We start from the raw sequence: 16,389 nt of genomic DNA, 5'->3' as shown, positions 1-16,389 counted from the left end.
TCAGCGTTCGATCACGATGTTCCCGCCGTCATCGAGACGTGCATGCCAGCCCGGTAGAACGAGGCAGGTTGCGTCGTACTCCTCGATGATCACCGGCCCAACCCGCTGCGTGGCGAGATCGGCCCGCCGCAGGACGGGCGTCTCGATCCAGCCCGCTGTCGGGCCAAAATAGGCACGCCGCGGAGGGATTGTCGCCTCCGAGCGAGCCGGGCTCGTGTGCTCCGGCAGCGCGCCGTTCGCTTTCAGCCCGCGTCCGACGACCTGTATCGACACCAGCTCGACCGGCTCGTCGGTACCGGCGCGGTGGCCGTAGGTCCGCTCGTGTTCGACGCCGAACGCCTCGTCGACGGCGCGAAGTGCCGCGGCGTCGAGCGGCCCGTCGGGTACGGGGACGGTCAGGTCGAAGCTCTGGCCGTGGTAGTGCAGCGCTGCCGCACGCGTCACCTTAGCCGAGGACCCGGAGAACCCCTCCGCCGCAAGCTGCCCAAGTGCCTGTTCGGCGAGGGCGTTCCAGGCTTCATTGAGCTCTGCGAGGTCCACCGTGCGCGTCAGCCGGCGGAAGCTGCGCGCGTAATGGTGCTCGGTGTCGGCGTAGAGAAGGCCGAAGGAAGAGAAGAGCCCCGGCGAAGGCGGCACCACGACACGTCGCATGCCGAGGGACTCCGCCATGCCGCAGGCGAACAAGGGGCCGTTGCCGCCGAAGGCGAACAGCGCAAAGCGGCGCGGATCACGCCCGCGTTCTGTCGAGACGGCACGGATCGCGCGGATCATGTTCGACGCTGCGATCAGATGCGCGCCATGCGCCGCGCGCGCGAGCTCGAGCCCAAGCGGCTGTGCGACCTTCTGCTCGAACACCTCTGCCGCGCGGGCGGCATTCAGCGTCACCGCACCGCCAACGAGGTGGTGCGGATTGATGTAGCCGAGGATGACGTTCGCATCCGTGATCGTCGGTTCGGAGCCGCCCTGGTCGTAGCAGACAGGCCCCGGCACCGCGCCTGCGCTCTCCGGGCCGACCTGGACGCCGCCCGCTGCGTTGACCCGCACCAGCGAGCCGCCACCGGCGCCGACCTCTGCGAGATCGATCGCGGGAACCTTCAGCAGGTATCCCGCCCCGGTCAGCAGGCGTGAGCCGACCATGATGCCTGCGCCAACCGAGTATTCCGCCGCGCGCGCGACATGCCCGGCTTCCACGGTCGCGGCCTTCGCGGTGGTGCCGCCCATGTCGAAGGTGATGACATCGGCCAAGTCCTTCGCACGAGCAAGTGCCTGCGCACCGATCACGCCGCCGGCTGGGCCGGATTCGATGATGTGCATCGGCTTCGCAGCGGCCGCCTCCGACGCCATCAACCCGCCATTGGACTGCATCAGCAGAAGCCGCGCCGTGACGCCCGCGCCGTCGAGGCCCGTGCGCAGCGCACGCAGGTAGCGCGCGACGATCGGCATCACGTAGGCGTTGATCACCGTCGTCGAGGTGCGCTCGTACTCCTTGATCTCCGGTTGAACCTCTGAGGACACGGAGAGCGGCAGATCCGGCGCGAGCCGGCGCACGATCCCGGCAATCGCCTGCTCATGGGCCGGGTTCGCATAGGAGTGCAGCAGGCAGACGGCGATGGCCTCGACGCCTTCCTCGATGAGGGCGCGGACGACCGCCTCTGCCTGCGCAGGATCGAGCGCTCGTTCGATCTGCCCGCGTGCGTCGATGCGCTCGTCCACCACGCGGCGAAGGCGGCGTTCCACGAGCGGCGGCGGCTTCTCCCAGGCCATGTCGTAGAGCCGCGGCATCCGGAGCGTGCGGATTTCCAGGACATCACGGAAGCCCGCGGTGGTGATCAGCCCCGTCCGGGCACCCTTGTGCTCGAGGATCGCGTTGGAGGCAACGGTGGTGCCGTGGCGGATCTCCTCGATATCTCCGGCGCCGATGCCCGTTTCCGCGAAGAGCTGGGTCAAGCCTTCGACGATCGCGCGGGCATAGTCGTCCACGCTCGAGGAGATCTTCTTCGTGTGCACCGTTCCGTCGGAGCCGAGCATGACGATATCCGTGAAGGTACCGCCGATATCGACACCGACGCGCCAGGTCATCGCCATGCGCATCACTCCGCGGCCTGGGGCAATGGATCGTCGCGGAGCACCTTGGGCGGTTCCTGCCAGCCCCTCTGCTTTCGGCGTTCGGCCCGCAGGCGTGCGGTGGCCGCCTCGTCGATCCTCCCGTCCGCGATGACGACGCCGTAGTCGGCAGCAGCCTTCGCGATCGACAGCAGCTCGTTGCGGACGTCGCGCAGAACCAGTGCCGTGTCACGCTCGAGCGGGTCACCCCAGCCGCCGCCGCCGGCGAGCACATGGCGGAACACCTCGCCGCGACGGATGGTCATGGTGACCTTCGAGGGAAGGGGCCGGTTGTCGGTGTCGGGGTTCAGCACATTCGCGGAGGGGGCGCCCGGGCTGCCGCCATAGAGGCCGAAGGGCCGGTGCACCCGCCTGTCGGAGCGGACCTGCAACGTGCCCTCCTCCTCGAGGAAGCGGTAGTCGCGGCGGAATGGCACGCCGCCGCGGAACTTGCCTGCCCCCGCCTTGTCCGGAACGAACTCGTAGGCTAGGAGCTGGATCGGCTGCTCAGCTTCCGTCACCTCGACGGAATGGGACGCCATGTTGGCGAACATGTGGCTGTTCCCATCCAACCCGTCCGCCCAGGGCCGTGCGCCCCAGGCACCACAGGTGAAGTCGACGTAGATGAAGGGCTGGCGGGCTGCATCCCAGCCGCCGATCGAGATGCCCGTGTTGCCCCCGTCGCCTGCCGCGAACACGCGGTCCGGAAGCATCATGGCGAGCGCGCCGAACATGCAGTCGGTCATGCGGAACCCGGTGAGCCCGCGCGCGGCGCAGGCGGCGGGCAGCACGCCGTTGCCGACGGTGCCGGGAGGGCAGATCACCTCGATCGCCCGGAACACGCCCTCGTTGTTCGGGATGCCGGCGGGGAGCACGGAGCGGACGGCGGTGTAGGACGCCGCCTTCGTGAACGAGAGCGTGTTGTTGATCGCGCCCTTCACCTGCGGGTTCGTGCCCGTCCAATCCACGACCATGTGCCCGCCGCGCTTCCTGAGCGTGACGAAGAGCCGGATCGGTTTGCCGACGTCCACGCCGTCATCGTCGATCCAGTCCTCGAAGGACCATTCCCCGTCCGGCAGGTCGGCGAGCGCTGCGCGTGTCAGCCGCTCGGCATAGTCGATGACCTCTTCCATGTAGGTCGACACGGTGGCCGCGCCGTAGCGGCTTACCAGCTCCCGGAACTGTGCCTCGGCGATGTGGCAGGCAGCGAGCTGGGCACGCAGATCGCCGAACAGCCGGACAGGCAGGCGCACGTTGCGCTCGATGATCGACATCAGCGTCTCGTTGCGGACGCCGCGGTCATACAGCTTGAGCGGAGGGATGCGCAGGCCTTCGGCGTAGATCTCGGTCGAGTCGGAGGCATTGGAGCCCGCCACGCGCCCACCGACGTCGGTGTGGTGGCAGACGGTGGCCGCGAAGGCGAGCCGCCGGCCTTCATGATAGAGCGGCTTGAAGACGAAGATGTCCGGCAGGTGCATGCCGCCATCGAAAGGGTCGTTGAGGACGTAGATGTCGCCCTCGTTCATCGCGTCGCCGAAATGGCGCATGATGCTGTCGAGCGCGGTTGGGATCGAGCCGAGATGACCTGGCAGCGTCAGCCCCTGCGCGACGAGACGCCCGTTCGCGTCGGCGAAGGCGGTGGAGTAGTCCATGTTGTCCTTCAGCACGCCCGAATAGGTCGTGCGGAACACCGTCAACGCCATTTCGTCGGCGATCGAGAAGATCGCGTTCCTGAACAGCTCGAACGCGATCGGATCGTGGCTTGCTGTCATGGCGTGCGCGGCCCTCTTGTGCAGTGTCACATCGATTGTCGGCGCTCGGGCCGCTGGCCGCAAGACGGGGGCGGATTGACCAGGCTGCGCTGCGCCAGCAGCATCGGCCGATGATGCCTGATGCGGAAGCCGCGCTGCTGCGGCATGTGCTCGACGCGCCCGAGGCGGCAGTTCCAGCAGCCGCGCGCGAAGCCGCCCGCGTGTTCGTGCTCGACACGCTTGCCGTCGGCATCGCTGGGACCGCCCATGCGGACCAGCCAGGCGTGCTCTCCGCGGTCCGCCGGTGGGGCGATGGTGATGCGGCGAAGGTATGGGGCGAGGCGGTGCGCCTGCCCGCTGCACAGGCGGCGTTCGTCAATGCCTTCCAGGCGCATGTGCTCGAGTTCGACGCGATCCACGAGGCCGCGGTGGCTCACGCCGTGACGCCCACGCTTGCCGCCGCGCTCGCCGAAGCGGAACGGCTCGGCGGGGTGACCGGCGGACGGCTCCTCTCCGCCGTCGTGTTCGGGCTTGACCTCGCCTGCACCATCGGTGCCGCCGCGCGTGGCCAGATGCGGTTCTTCCGGCCCGCGACGGCGGGAATGTTCGGCGCCTACGGGGCGGTGGCGCGGCTGCGCGCTTTCGATCTCGCCACGGGCGCGGGCGGTGCGGGGCTGTTGCTTGGCCAGATCCCCGGAACGATGCAGGCGCATCACGAAGGGGGCATGGCGCTCGCGGTCCAGATGGGCTTCGCTGCCGCTGCCGGCATCCGCGCCGCCGATCTTGCCGAGGCTGGCGCGCGCGGGCCTGCCGCCTGGCTCACCGGCCGCTCCGGTTTTCTGGCAATGACCGAGCCGGAGCACGATCTTGCTCCTGGTCTTGCTGCGCTTGGGCAGCGTTGGCAGGTCGAGGCCCTGTCCCACAAGCCGTTTCCGTCAGGTCGGCTCACCCATCCGGTGATCGATGGTCTGCAGCGCCTCCTCGCGCAGGAGGCGATCGACGCTACGGCGGTGCGCGAAGTACGACTCCACCTGCCGCCGCTTGCGATGCGCCTCGTCGGGCGGCCTCTGCGCGACGACCTGACGCCGAATTACGCGCGGCTCTGCCTGCCCTACGTTGCGGCGACGACACTGCGCTTCGGCACCGTGACCCTCGCTGACTTCAATGCCCCGTGCCTTGCTGATCCCAAGACGCTTGCGCTCGCTGGTCGCGTTCGGCTGATCCAGGACGACAACTCCGACCCGAATGCCATCGTTCCGCAAACCGTCGAAGTGGAGCAAACCTCGACACTGCGCGTGACTGTGTCTGACACGATCGGCAGTCCGGCCAATCCTCTCTCGGTTGCGGCACGAATGGCAAAGGCTGCGGCGTGTCTAGCGGCGGCGCGCACACCGCGCTCCGACCTCTCGCCCCTCGCATGCGCCGTCGAAGCACTCGACCGTGCACCCGATATCGACGCCCTCATCCGCGCTGTGTGATCAAGGCAAGTCGCAACCGAATACACGCATCAGGCCGGCTGCAGCTCCTTGACCAGGCAGGCGAGGCCCGCGTCAGCGTCGGCTGCCTCCGGCCTCCGGCCGCGTGCGAGACGGACAAGGCGAAGCACCGAGCGTCCATCCGCGAGCAGGGCTGCCTTCTCGCGTCGATCGAGCAGCGCGAGCAGGGTCGGCAGCTCATCGACGGCATCGAGCTTGGCAAGGCCTGTCGCAAGGGGAAGATCGATCGCCTGAATCCCTCGTGCGCGCCGCTTCGGCAACATGTGGCAGTGAAGCTCGAGCAGCACCTCGTCTGCTGCGAGCTGTGCAATGGCCTCACCAGGCCCAAGTTGTTCCGCCGCGAGCCGCGCGCGCGCGGCATCGGTGAGTGAAAGCTCGTGCGGCGGGGCGGTTTCCTCGGGGATGAGCATCAGGCGAGCGTTGCGGAGAGCGTACCCTGCCGCGGCGCTGCCCGTGAGCACCACGAGCGGAATCGCCAGGACGAGGCCGAGGATCACCGGCGACATCCAGAGGGCAAGCGCGGGCGCGACCAGGAAGCCCGACGCGAGAACGACCCCGATTACCGTATGCCCCCAGTAGCGACTGGCCGCCTCCCGCCAGCTCACGCGGTCACTGCTGCGGGATTGCGCGCTCCATCCCGCGTCGCGGCCGAGCAGGATGCTGACCACCTGACGCGCCTGGGTCAACATCGTCACCGGTGCAAGCAGGCCGGTGATGACGATCTCAAGCATCACGCCAAGCAGCACGCGGGCCCCACCTCCGGAACGCTGCCGATCATGCGCATTGACCAGGAACGCGATTGCCGCGAGGAGCTTCGGCACGATCAGCATCAGCATCGTGCCGAGGAACATCCACTTCGCGCGGACGGGGTCGACGACCGGCCATTCCGGAAACAGCACGTGGCCACTCGGAAAATAGCTCGGCGTGCTGAGATGGGCCTGGACGGCGAGGATGATGCCGCCAACGAGGAAGGCGAGCCAGAGGGGCGCCGTCAGGTAGGCGCCGATCCCCGTCAGAAGGTGCAGCCGGCTGATCGGGTGGAACCCGGCCGTCGTGAGGAGGGCCGTGTGCTGGATATTGCCCTGACACCAGCGGCGATCGCGGATCGCGCTGTCGATGAGGGTCGGCGGTCCCTCCTCGTAGCTTCCCGCGAGGCCCGGCACCATGTGCACGGCCCAGTCGGCGCGGCGCAGCATGGCCGCCTCGATGAAATCGTGGCTGAGGATGTCGCCGCCGAAGGGTTTGCGGCCGGGCAACCGCGGCAATCCAGCGGCTTCGGCGAAGGCGCGCGTCCGGATGATTGCGTTGTGGCCGTAGTAGTTCCCTTCGGAGCCCTGCCACCAATCGGCACCCGTGGCGACGAGCGCGCCGTGGACGCGGCCAGCGAATTGCTGCAGCCGTGCCAGGACCGTGCGTCCCCCGACGCTGACGGGAAGCGTCTGGATCAGGCCGACGCCTGGCTGCCGGTCCATGGTCGCGGCGAGCGTGATCAGCGCCTCGGCCGTCATGATGCTGTCTGCGTCGAGCACTACGAAGTTCTCGTAGGCGCCGCCATGCCGCGTCACCCATTCGGCGATGTTGCCAACCTTGCGCCCGGCGTTGTCACGCCTGCGCCGGTAGAACAGGTCCGGCCCACCCTGGCCGGTCCGGCTTATCGCCAGGTAATGCGCCTCCTCGGCGACCCAGGCATCGGGGTCGGTCGTGTCGCTCAGCACGAAGATGTCGAAGCTGGCAGCCGCTCCCGCCTTCCTGAGCGATTCGCGCATCGCGGAGATCGCGCCAAACACGGCTGCAGGTTGTTCATTATGGATCGGCATCAGCAAGGCCGTGCGACTCTTGAGGTCCTCAGCGCTGCCTCGTGCCAGGAGGCGTTCCCCGCCGCTGCGCACGAGCACGATGAAGCCGACGACGCCGCTCACGAACGCAAGCGCGATCCAGGCGAAAAGCAGCGCGAACAGGACGAGAAGCGCGATCGCCGGAACGTTCAGCAGGGGGCCATCCAACACCTCGGCCATCTCGTGCGTGCCGAAGAGTGCCAGGCAGGCCGCGGTGCCAAGCACGAGCACGCGGCGCAGCATCAACCCGGGCGGCGCCGAGTCGGGCTTGCGACACAGCGGCTCGGGCGCGGCGTCGAGAAGCTGGATCGGCATCGGCATCGGCGACGGAGGCGGCATGGCGCCGATGCGCGTGCCTGGCCCCGATGCAGCCGAACCTGCCAGAGGCCCACGCGTGCTCATGCGGTCCACCGATACAGCCAGGTTTCGGTGATCGCGGTCTCGCCCGAGAGCACGCGCGCGCCGAGTTCGACCAGATTCGCACCCTCGAGCCGGAGTTCGAAGGCGACACGGAGCCCCCCGGTCACCGCATTGCGATGCACCGCGCCATGATGAAGGCTGCCTCTCGAGGCCCTGACCTCAAGCTTCAGGTCGGTGTCGGAGGCGAGCTCGGCGAGGGCAGGGCCGAGCGCGTCGAGCACGAAGCGGCGCATGCCCGTCCCACTGCCCTGGCCGACGCGTGTGCTGTCGAAGGAGGCGAGCGTGGTGTCGATGGGCGCGCGGGAGCACCAGTGCAACCGGTAGCGCAGGCGCAGCGGCTGGCCCTTCTTCGGAACATCGTCCGGCCGCCAGAACGCGGCGATGTTATCGTGGATCTCGCCGTCGGTCGGGATCTCGACGAGATGCAGCTTGCCTGGGCCCCAGCGATCCAGAGGCTCGACCCACAGGCTCGGCCTGCGATGGTAGAGCGCCTCGAGATCATGGAAGTCGGCGTATTCGCGCCGCCGTTGCATCAGGCCGAAGCCGGACGGCGACTCATCGGCAAACGCGCTGACCTGGAGCGTGCGCGGATTGGTGAGCGGCCGCCACACCCGCTCGCCATTGGCCTTCAGCATCAACAGGCCATCGGAGTCGTGCACGGCTGGGCGATAGTCGTCGATGCGGCCGCGATCGTTCGGCCCGTGCAGGTACATGCTCGTCAACGGAGCGATCCCGACGAGCGGAACATCGCGCCGTGGGAAAATGTGTGCATCGACATCCATCGTTGTGGTTTCGCCGGGGCGAACGACGAAGGTGTACGCGCCCGCAAGGCTCTCGCTGTCGAGCAGCGCGTGTACCGTGGCCTGCCGGGCGCCTTGCGCGGGGCGTTCGAACCAGAAGGCTCGGAAGGCCGGGAACTCCTCGCCCTTCGGATCGGCCGTCGCGATGGCGAGGCCGCGCGCGGAGATGCCGTAGACGTGCCCCCTGCCGAGGGCGCGGAAGTAGCTCGCACCCAGGAAGCTGACCACCTCGTCGAAATGACCGGGGCGGTTGAGCGGCGCGAGGAGCCGCGCGCCAGCGAAGCCGATGTCCTCGCCCTCAGGCGGCGTGGGCGCCTCACCATAGGTGAATTGCTCGCGCCCGAAGGTGAGGGGGCGGGCCACGCCATCGCCCACCTCATGCAAGGCCACGCGCTCGCGGAACAGAAAGCCCCTGTGCGCCGGCTGGAGCTCGAAGCCCAGGTCGCCGCCGCGCCAGAGCGCCTGCGCCCTGTCGAAGCGGATCATCCTGTACTGATCGTAGGACAGGTCGTTCAAGGCGCTCGGAAGGTTCGCGTCGCCGCGCGAGAAGGGCTGGGTGGCAAGGGTCTGCGCTGCCCGCAGCACACCCTCGGGGTTGAATGGCGTACCTTCCTGCGCGACGAGCGTGTTCGAAGAGGCCATGCCTGCTCCCGGCGCGAGCGCCACACCAACCGCCGCTGCTCCTCCAATCATCAGATGCCGTCGTAGCATCGCTCTCCTCCGGCCCCGCCCCAGCCCTAACGACACGACCGCGCCGGAAGTTGCTGCCGGAAGAGCGGGCAGGCCGCTCGAATCGCAGCGAACCGAAGGCTCCTGGCGCCCGGCCGTTGCAGAAGCGGCCTCACGGTGCCCATCGTCGCGGACGGGTGCTAGAAACCCATCCGGCGGAAGAGACGAGAGGAAGACGGGAACCGATGAGTCTTGGGTTGCGCGATGCTCGCCGCGCCGAGCGGAGGCGCAGACGAGCGCGCATTGTCACCTTCTTCGCGATCCTCGGCGGCCTCGTGCTGCTGGGCGCATTCGCCTACGAATCCGGCAGCCGGCTTGCCCAGGTCGAGACCGATGCGCTGAGACGCGATCTCGACCAGCAGCGGCGGACGATCGCGGCGCTCCAGCAGCAACTCGGCCAGACCGAGGCTCTGCGCCAGCAGGCCGAGGCTCGGGTGCGCGAGTGGGAGGCTCGCTATGGCCGAGACGTGCCCACAGGAACGGCGCGCGAGCTCTTCCTGCAGGTGCAGGAACGACTGACGGAGGGCCTGGCACCGGACAGGCTCAAGCTCGTGCTTCGCAACGCGACGAACGGCACGAAATGCGACGCGACCCAGGAGACACGTCGGTTCCTGCTTGCTACGCCGCTGGCGCGAACCGGCCAGACCTCGGTCTCGTTCGCTGGCGCCATCGTCGTGACCGGGGAGGGCCAGTCCGCCCGCGCGCCGGACGGTGCACCGCAGGCCTGGTACGACCCGGCCCTCCCCGTGACCATCGTCGCGATTCAACCGGGCGGCGGCCGGACCGAGACCGCCGGTCAGCTGCCGCTGACCTTCTCGGTCGTCCGCGGTGCCAACGAGCACCGGTTCCTGGTGACGGAGGCTGACCTGCGCGGCTTCGTGAACGTGACCGCGGAGCGCTGCGACTATCCGTAGGTTTCACCAAGCCTGTGACAGGCTGGGCCGCGCTGTCTCTCAGTTGGGCTGCTCAAGCCAGCGATCCGTGTCGGCAAACAGGTCGCCAGCCTCGACGACGCGCCAGAACGTGTAATCGGCCCAATGGAGGATCGTGTTCTCCAGGCTGCGCGTGAGCAGCTCTCCCTCCCCTGAATGGGCGGCGGCCATGTGTGCCACCGCCTCTGGCAGCCCCATCGTCAGGCAGATGTGGATGCCATAGCCGGGATGGCGCAGGGATGGCACGCCAACCTTGCGCGGCGCTGCCTTCCATCTGCGGACGTTCTCGGGATCGAACTCCCACACCTTGCCGATGTCGTGGCAGAGCGACCCTGCGATCAGGATGTCGCGGTCAACCGTGAAGCCGGGAAAGAGCTGCGCGAACTCCTCGGCGATCTTCACCGCCATGCGCGTGACGCTGCGGATGTGGTCCGCCTGCGATCCGCTTCGGAGGGGACGGGAATCGTAATTGCCGGACGGCTTCATGTCGCCGATGCGCGACAGGCTCGAGCTCGCGACCGCGGCGGCCCATGCATCCGTCACGCCGTCGCGCAACGCTGCATCTGCGATCCAGCGGATCTCGGGCATCTCGTCGAGGATGCGTGCACGCATCCCGTCATCGATGGTGATCGTCTTGTTGTTCAGCGTGACCATACGCGCGGCAGGCATGGTGTTTCCTCCGGGGTGATGTGAACTCAGCGTGCCGTCAACGTCCTCGGCAACCAGAGGACGATATCGGGAAACGCAACGATGAGGCCGATCATGAACAGGAGGCTGCCGATGAAGGGCAACACACCGATGATGACGTCGTTGATCGAGCCGCGTCCCCGCACGCCCTGGACGACGAAGAGATTGACGCCGACAGGAGGGGTGATCATCGCCGTCTCGCACAGGAGAACGACCATGATGCCGAACCAGATGGGATCGTAGCCAGCGCTCACGATCACCGGGGTGATGACGGGCACGGTCACGATCATCATCGGAAGCGGCTCCATGAAGCAGCCGAGCACGATGTAGAACGCGATGATTGCGAAGAGCATCTGTCCAGGCGCGAGACCCAGTTCGGTGATGAAGGCATTGAGGGCGTTGACCAGCCCGATGGCCGACAGAACGAAGTTCAGGAACCAGGCCGCGGCCACGATCAGCATGATCATGCCGGTGGTACGCATCGTGCCGTCGATCGCCTGCAGCAGCATCGAGACCGTGCACTGGCGGTAGCAGGCCGCCAGCACGAGCGCCGCGACAACGCCGAGCGCGGCCGATTCCGTGGCCGTCGCCCACCCCGTGTAGATGCTCCCGAGGACAACGAGAAAGATCGCCAGCGGCGGCAACAAGCCGGGAAGGCTCGCGATCCTGCTGGCCCAGTCGGATGCGGGAGCGGCGCCCGAGAGCGACGGCCTGACCAGGCAGCAGATCAGGATCGTCGTCATGAAGGCGAGGCCGAGCACGATCCCGGGCAGGAATCCGGCCAGATAGAGCTGCGGGACCGATGTCTGCGTCAGCCAGCCATAGATGATAAGATTGATCGATGGCGGAATGAGAATGCCCAGCGTTCCGCCCGCCGCGAGCGAGCCCAGGAACAGCGGTTCGCCATAGCCGAAACGGCGTATCTGGGGCATCGCGACAGTGCCGATCGTCGCCGCCGTCGCGACGGAAGAACCCGATGTGGCGGCGAACGCCATGCAGGACCCGATATTGGCGTGCATCAGCCCGCCCGGCAGCCACGACAGCCAGGCGGCCATCGCGCCGTACAGCCTGTCGGCGATGCCGGAGCGCAGGAGGATCTCTCCGAGCAGGATGAACAGTGGCACGCTGACGAGGAGCGCATTCGTGCTCGCGGACCACGCGATCTCCCCGAGCGCCAGATGGAGTGGGATCGGCGTGAACAGCGAACCGAGCGAGAATCCGAGAAGGGCAAGCGCTGCCGCGACCGGCAAGGAAAGGCCAAGCAGCGCCAGCAGTAACCCGAGGGCAGTGCCGATCACCCGTGCCTCGACCGCGTCAACCGCGCGCTTGCATCGGCCATTGCCTCGGCCAGTTCCTCCTCGATGCCCGCGGGCCCGGCAATCCGCTGGGCGCTCGCAACGTCGCGCCGCACCAAGGCGGCGGCCGTTCGGACCGAAAGCCAGATCGCGACGACCGCGAACCAGGCGACCCCAAGCAACCAGAGCCCCTGCGGGATGACGAGCTGCGTCGCAAGCGTCGTGTTCTCGCGTGCACCGAGCCGGTACGATTCAGCAACCACATCGAAGATGCGCCAGGCAAGAACGAGGCCGAGCAGAGCCAGGCTCGCCATGCTCAGGAAATCGAGGGCCGCGCGCACCGGGCGTGGAACCGTTCGATACAGCACATCGACGCGGATGTGCGCGCGCGCGAGCAGGGCATCGGCGAAGGCGAAGCTCGATCCGATCGCGAGCGCATAGCCGGACAGTTCTGTCGCGACATTCCAGGACGATCCCAGGAGCTTGCGCGCGATGATCTCGCCGCTGATCAGCAGGGCCGAGGCGAGCAGCAGTGCGCCACCCAGGCGCGCGAGCAGGCGCGATGCGCCAACGATCATTGCGCCGCGCCGGGGCTGACTGCTCAGGGCATCCGCGCCTCCACTCCGACCACGGCGCCCACCGTGCTGTTCCATTCGCGAACGCAGGCCGCGCCGCAGCGCCGTGCCCAATCGGTCAGCACCCGATCGCGCAGGAGTGCCTGGGCCCGGGAGCGATCATCTTCCGACACGGCGACGGGAGTCATCGGCGGAGAAGCGACGATGCCGTCGCGGCACTGGCCGCGCGCCGTGTTGCAGGCGATGCCATCCTCGACATCGGCTTTGGCCTGCGCCCACATCCGTGTTTCAAGCGCTGCGAACTCCGCCTCGAGGAAGGCGCGCGTCCGCGGATCGAGCCTTTCCCAGGCGCGCAGGTTCGCGCCGAAGAAGGTCATCGACCAGCCCATGGGAAGCAGGTAGAGGTGGTCGGTCACCTCCCACCACCGTGCGGTGTTGCCGGCAGATGTTCCGGTGACGGCGCAATCCGCCACCCCGCGCTGCATCGCGGGGATCACCTCGGCGAAGGGTAGGTTGACGGTCGATCCACCCGCGGCTTCGACCAGGTCCGACATCGCGCGGTTGAAGGTCCGCACCTTCTTGCCTGAGAGCGATGCCAAGCCCTCGATGCGCCCCTTGCAGTAGAACACCTGGAGCGCGACCGGGCTCATGCTGAGCAGCTTCACGCCGAATTTCTGCGCCATCTGCCGCGCGATCACCGGGCGGTAGGCATCCGTTGCGCGCTGCTGCGCATCGATATCGAGCGTGACGCCCGGAAGGTCGAGCGCATCGAAGTGCGGGTCCTCCCCCGCCATGTAGCTGAGCGTTCCCTCGGAGATGTCGAACATGCCCAGCCGGAGCAGGCGGAGCACCTCAGGCCCGCGGATGCCGAGTTCCTCGATCGACCCGAAGGTGGTGGTGATGGCGCCGTTCGAGCGCTGCGTCAGTTCCTGCGTGAAGAAGGGGCCGTAGACGTAGCGGAACAGGTTCTGGGTGCGGTTGCCGCCTGACACCTTGAGGTTGATCGGTGGCAGGCCCTGTGTGGATGCCTGCTGGGCGGTGGCCTGCTGGGCGATCGGCGGAGCACTGGAAAGCGCCACGGCGAGGCACGTAGCGGTCAGGATACGGCGCATCGGTCGGTCTCCTCCGTTGGCGCGGGCGGTCGGTGCCTCGCACGACACTCGCTGCGATCACGCTACGAACAGGATGATTGGCAATCAATTTTGATTTTCTGGGGGAATAGGATAGAGAATTACAATCAATGCGCGTCACCCTGGCCCAGCTCGCCGCGTTCCTCTGGACCGCCAGGCTCGGTTCCGTTCGGGCTGCCGCACGCCAGCTCAACCTCTCCCAGCCCACGGTGAGCCTGAGGCTGCGTGACCTTCAACTCGCGCTCGGGCGGGTGTTGTTCGAGCGTGAAGGCCGGGGACTGAGGCTGGGGCCGGACGGTGCGGCGCTTCTCGAACATGCGACGCGCATCCTCGGCGAGGTCGCATTGCTCGAGGAGCGCCTCGGCGGACAAGGGCAGGTGGCCGGCCGCGTCCGCATCGGGATGCAGGAGACCTTCGCCATGGTCTGCCTTCCACCCCTGTTGCGTGACCTCTCAGAGACCTATCCGGCACTCCGACCGGAGCTCGTCATCGACACGAGCGCGGATCTTCAGGCGGCGCTGCTCGCGGGCGCAATCGACATCGCGTTCGTGTCCAACCCCACGCCCGATCTGCGGCTCACGATCGTCCCGCTCGGCTTCCAGGAGGCGGTATGGGCGGCCGCCCCCTCCCTCGCTCTCCCCGCGGAGGTGTGCCCGCAGGACCTCCAGCCGCGGCCGATCATCGCGACGCCGCCGGGCTCTCCCATGCATCGGCAGATCATCGATTGGTTCGCCTCGGCAGGCATCGAGCCCGCGCAGCTCGGCGTCTGCAGCAGCGTGTCGGTCATTGCCCATCTGGTGGCGGCCGGCGTGGCCGTCGGGCTCCTGCCGCGGCGAATGATCGCGGCCGACGTGGCCGCGGGACGCCTGGCGGTTCTCGCCTCGGTGCCGCCGCTCGCCGCGCCCCGCGTGGCGGCACTCTACCGCACGGAAACCCGGGCCGATGCCCTGGCGGCGCCCATGGCGATCCTGAAGCGCGTCATCACGGTGCTCGAGGCGGTCGACTATCTGTTGCCGACCGCCCGCGACAGTACCGAGGAGCCGTGAGCGTCCCGCGCCGCAGAGTGACGTTTCGCGCGGCGCGCCGCCAGCCCGCCCTACGTGTTGGGGCGCACGCTCACCAGGGCGGCGACGGCATCGGCCGTGGCCGCCGAAAGCGTCCAGCCGAGATGCCCGTGGCCGGTGTTGTAGAACACCCGTGTGCTCCGGCCGCGCATCACGCGCGGAAGCATATCGGGCATCATCGGGCGAAGCCCTGTCCACGGCACGGCGTGGCGGGTGCTCATGCCGGGGAAATGCGCCCGGAACCAGGCGACCAGCGGCGCGATCCGCTCGGCACGGATGTCGCGATTGTAGCCGTTGAACTCGGCGGTGCCAGCGACGCGGAAGCGGTCCTTGCCGAGGCGGCTGGTGACGATCTTGGCCTTGTCATCGAGCAGGCTCACCCATGGAGCGGCCTGCTGGTCAGCCGGATCGGCGAGGTCGACCGTGATCGAGTACCCCTTGACGGGATAGACGTTGATGCGGTCGCCAAACGACGTGCCGAGCCGGCGCGACATGACGCCGCCGCAGACCACCACCTTGGTAAAGCGGAACGTTTCCGCCGCATGCTCCGTGCCGTCGCGCGTCGGCTCTGTGCAGCGGCCGACCAGCGTCACCCCGCCTTCGTCCGCCTGTGCCGAGACCACGTCGGTCGAGAAACGCATGGCGACGCCGAGCCGCTCGCAGGCAAGCGCGAGCCCGGTGGTGAATTTGTGGATGTCGCCGGTGAAGTCGGAGGGCGTGTAGTAGCCACCGTAGAGCTCGCCCTGCAACGCCGGCTCGATCGAGCGGATCTCGGAGCGTGTGACGGCGCGCCGCTCAACCCCGCCCTTGGCGAGCAGCTCCGTCACGCGCGTTGCCGCATCGAACTCCGCCTTCGTCTTGTAGAAGTGCAGGATTCCACGGTCCTGGGCGTCGAAGTCGATGCCTTCCGCCTCGGCCATCTCGCGCAGATGCTGCCGCGCCTCGATAGCGAGGCGCGCCGTCGTGATCGTGTTCTCCTCGTACTGCGGAATGGCGGCGAGGAACTCTGCCATCCAGGACAGCTTGTGCCAGGAGGGCCTCGGGCTCACGAGCAGCGGTGCGCCGGGGGAGACCATCCACTTCAGGCCCTTCAGCACCGTTGCCCAGCTGTTCCAGACTTCGGCGTTCGAGGCAGAGAGCTGCCCGCCATTGGCGAAGGAGGTCTCCATCGCCGCATAGGGATGCCGCTCGAAGACCGTGACGGCGTGGCCGTTCCGGGCAAGCTTGTAGGCGGTGGTGATGCCGGTGATGCCGGCGCCAATGACGGCGACGGTGTCGCGCTCGGTACGGGACATTCGCATTCTCCTCCCGCGCGCCCTGCGCAGGTTCGAATGCCCCCTCTGTCATTGGCCTGAGAGCTTCGTCGTCGCCCCCTCGCGGGGCGGAGACTTACACCGTCGGCGGGAGCGGCTGCTCCACTTTCCAGAGTTCCAAGTCAGGTGCGGTACGTGAGCCTGAGAGTTTCCGGGGCGGTTGCTCCTTCGGCGCCGCCCCGACCACTGGCCTGGGCGATCTCTCCCGCGGGCGTCTTATGGCGAGGATCGGAAGATTGCGTCAAGCCGATTGCTTGGC

Annotated in this window: 12 protein-coding genes and 1 riboswitch; of the genes, 3 read left to right on the top strand and 9 right to left on the bottom strand. The window is 67.9% G+C overall.

All coding sequences use genetic code 11. The features are described from left to right. On the bottom strand, positions 1–2,085 hold the full coding sequence (locus tag FIF60_RS01925; RefSeq protein WP_204251063.1) for a hydantoinase/oxoprolinase family protein: 2,085 nt from the start codon (positions 2,083–2,085) through the stop codon (positions 1–3). 5 nt (positions 2,086–2,090) lie between these two features. Then, complete coding sequence (locus FIF60_RS01920; RefSeq protein WP_144183282.1) at positions 2,091–3,875, bottom strand: hydantoinase B/oxoprolinase family protein; 1,785 nt, start codon at positions 3,873–3,875, stop codon at positions 2,091–2,093. A gap of 110 nt (positions 3,876–3,985) precedes the next feature. Between FIF60_RS01920 and FIF60_RS01915 the strand changes: the two genes are divergently transcribed. After that, positions 3,986–5,332, top strand: coding sequence for an MmgE/PrpD family protein (locus FIF60_RS01915; protein WP_144183280.1), 1,347 nt, complete (start codon positions 3,986–3,988; stop codon positions 5,330–5,332). A gap of 29 nt (positions 5,333–5,361) precedes the next feature. On the opposite strand, the gene mdoH is transcribed toward FIF60_RS01915, so the two are convergent. Both mdoH and FIF60_RS01905 read right to left on the bottom strand, forming a co-directional pair. Continuing rightward, a complete protein-coding gene (gene mdoH / locus FIF60_RS01910; protein ID WP_239451454.1) occupies positions 5,362–7,524 on the bottom strand; it encodes a glucans biosynthesis glucosyltransferase MdoH in 2,163 nt (720 codons plus the stop codon). Between the two features lie 59 nt (positions 7,525–7,583). Beyond that, positions 7,584–9,071: a glucan biosynthesis protein gene (locus FIF60_RS01905; protein WP_158639018.1), complete on the bottom strand. Its 1,488-nt coding sequence runs from the start codon at positions 9,069–9,071 to the stop codon at positions 7,584–7,586. Between the two features lie 248 nt (positions 9,072–9,319). Between FIF60_RS01905 and FIF60_RS01900 the strand changes: the two genes are divergently transcribed. Beyond that, positions 9,320–10,048 carry a keratin gene (locus FIF60_RS01900; RefSeq protein WP_144183274.1) on the top strand — a complete coding sequence of 243 codons (729 nt, stop codon included), beginning with the start codon at positions 9,320–9,322 and terminating at the stop codon, positions 10,046–10,048. 39 nt (positions 10,049–10,087) lie between these two features. On the opposite strand, the gene FIF60_RS01895 is transcribed toward FIF60_RS01900, so the two are convergent. From FIF60_RS01895 to FIF60_RS01880, 4 genes are read right to left on the bottom strand one after another with little or no spacing between them, the layout of a single operon-like run. Next, on the bottom strand, positions 10,088–10,720 hold the full coding sequence (locus tag FIF60_RS01895; RefSeq protein WP_239451453.1) for an HD domain-containing protein: 633 nt from the start codon (positions 10,718–10,720) through the stop codon (positions 10,088–10,090). Positions 10,721–10,761: 41 nt separating this feature from the next. Beyond that, positions 10,762–12,051 (bottom strand): TRAP transporter large permease, encoded by a 1,290-nt coding sequence (locus tag FIF60_RS01890; RefSeq protein ID WP_144183270.1) that lies wholly within the window; start codon positions 12,049–12,051, stop codon positions 10,762–10,764. Then, the gene (locus tag FIF60_RS01885; protein WP_144183268.1) at positions 12,048–12,737 is read right to left on the bottom strand and encodes a TRAP transporter small permease subunit; all 690 of its coding nucleotides are present in this window, start codon (positions 12,735–12,737) and stop codon (positions 12,048–12,050) included. The genes FIF60_RS01890 and FIF60_RS01885 overlap by 4 nt, the downstream gene beginning before the upstream one ends. Then, entirely contained in the window at positions 12,650–13,735 is a 1,086-nt protein-coding gene (locus FIF60_RS01880; protein WP_144183265.1) for a TRAP transporter substrate-binding protein, read from the bottom strand. The genes FIF60_RS01885 and FIF60_RS01880 overlap by 88 nt, the downstream gene beginning before the upstream one ends. 128 nt (positions 13,736–13,863) lie before the next feature. On the opposite strand from FIF60_RS01880, the gene FIF60_RS01875 reads away from it, so the two are divergent. After that, on the top strand, positions 13,864–14,799 hold the full coding sequence (locus FIF60_RS01875; protein WP_144183263.1) for a LysR family transcriptional regulator: 936 nt from the start codon (positions 13,864–13,866) through the stop codon (positions 14,797–14,799). Between the two features lie 50 nt (positions 14,800–14,849). Here FIF60_RS01875 and FIF60_RS01870 read toward each other — a convergent pair whose 3' ends face one another. Then, positions 14,850–16,112, bottom strand: a complete 1,263-nt coding sequence (locus FIF60_RS01870; RefSeq protein ID WP_144183261.1) for a D-amino acid dehydrogenase — start codon at positions 16,110–16,112, stop codon at positions 14,850–14,852. 137 nt (positions 16,113–16,249) lie between these two features. Continuing rightward, positions 16,250–16,348, bottom strand: a riboswitch (glycine riboswitch). Positions 16,349–16,389: the final 41 nt, after the last annotated feature.

The sequence above is a fragment of the Elioraea rosea genome (assembly GCF_007644105.1).
GTDB classification, from domain to species: Bacteria; Pseudomonadota; Alphaproteobacteria; order Acetobacterales; family Acetobacteraceae; genus Elioraea_A; species Elioraea_A rosea.
The sequence above is the reverse complement of the archived record's forward strand: the minus strand, read 5'-3'. Positions and strand labels throughout refer to the sequence as shown.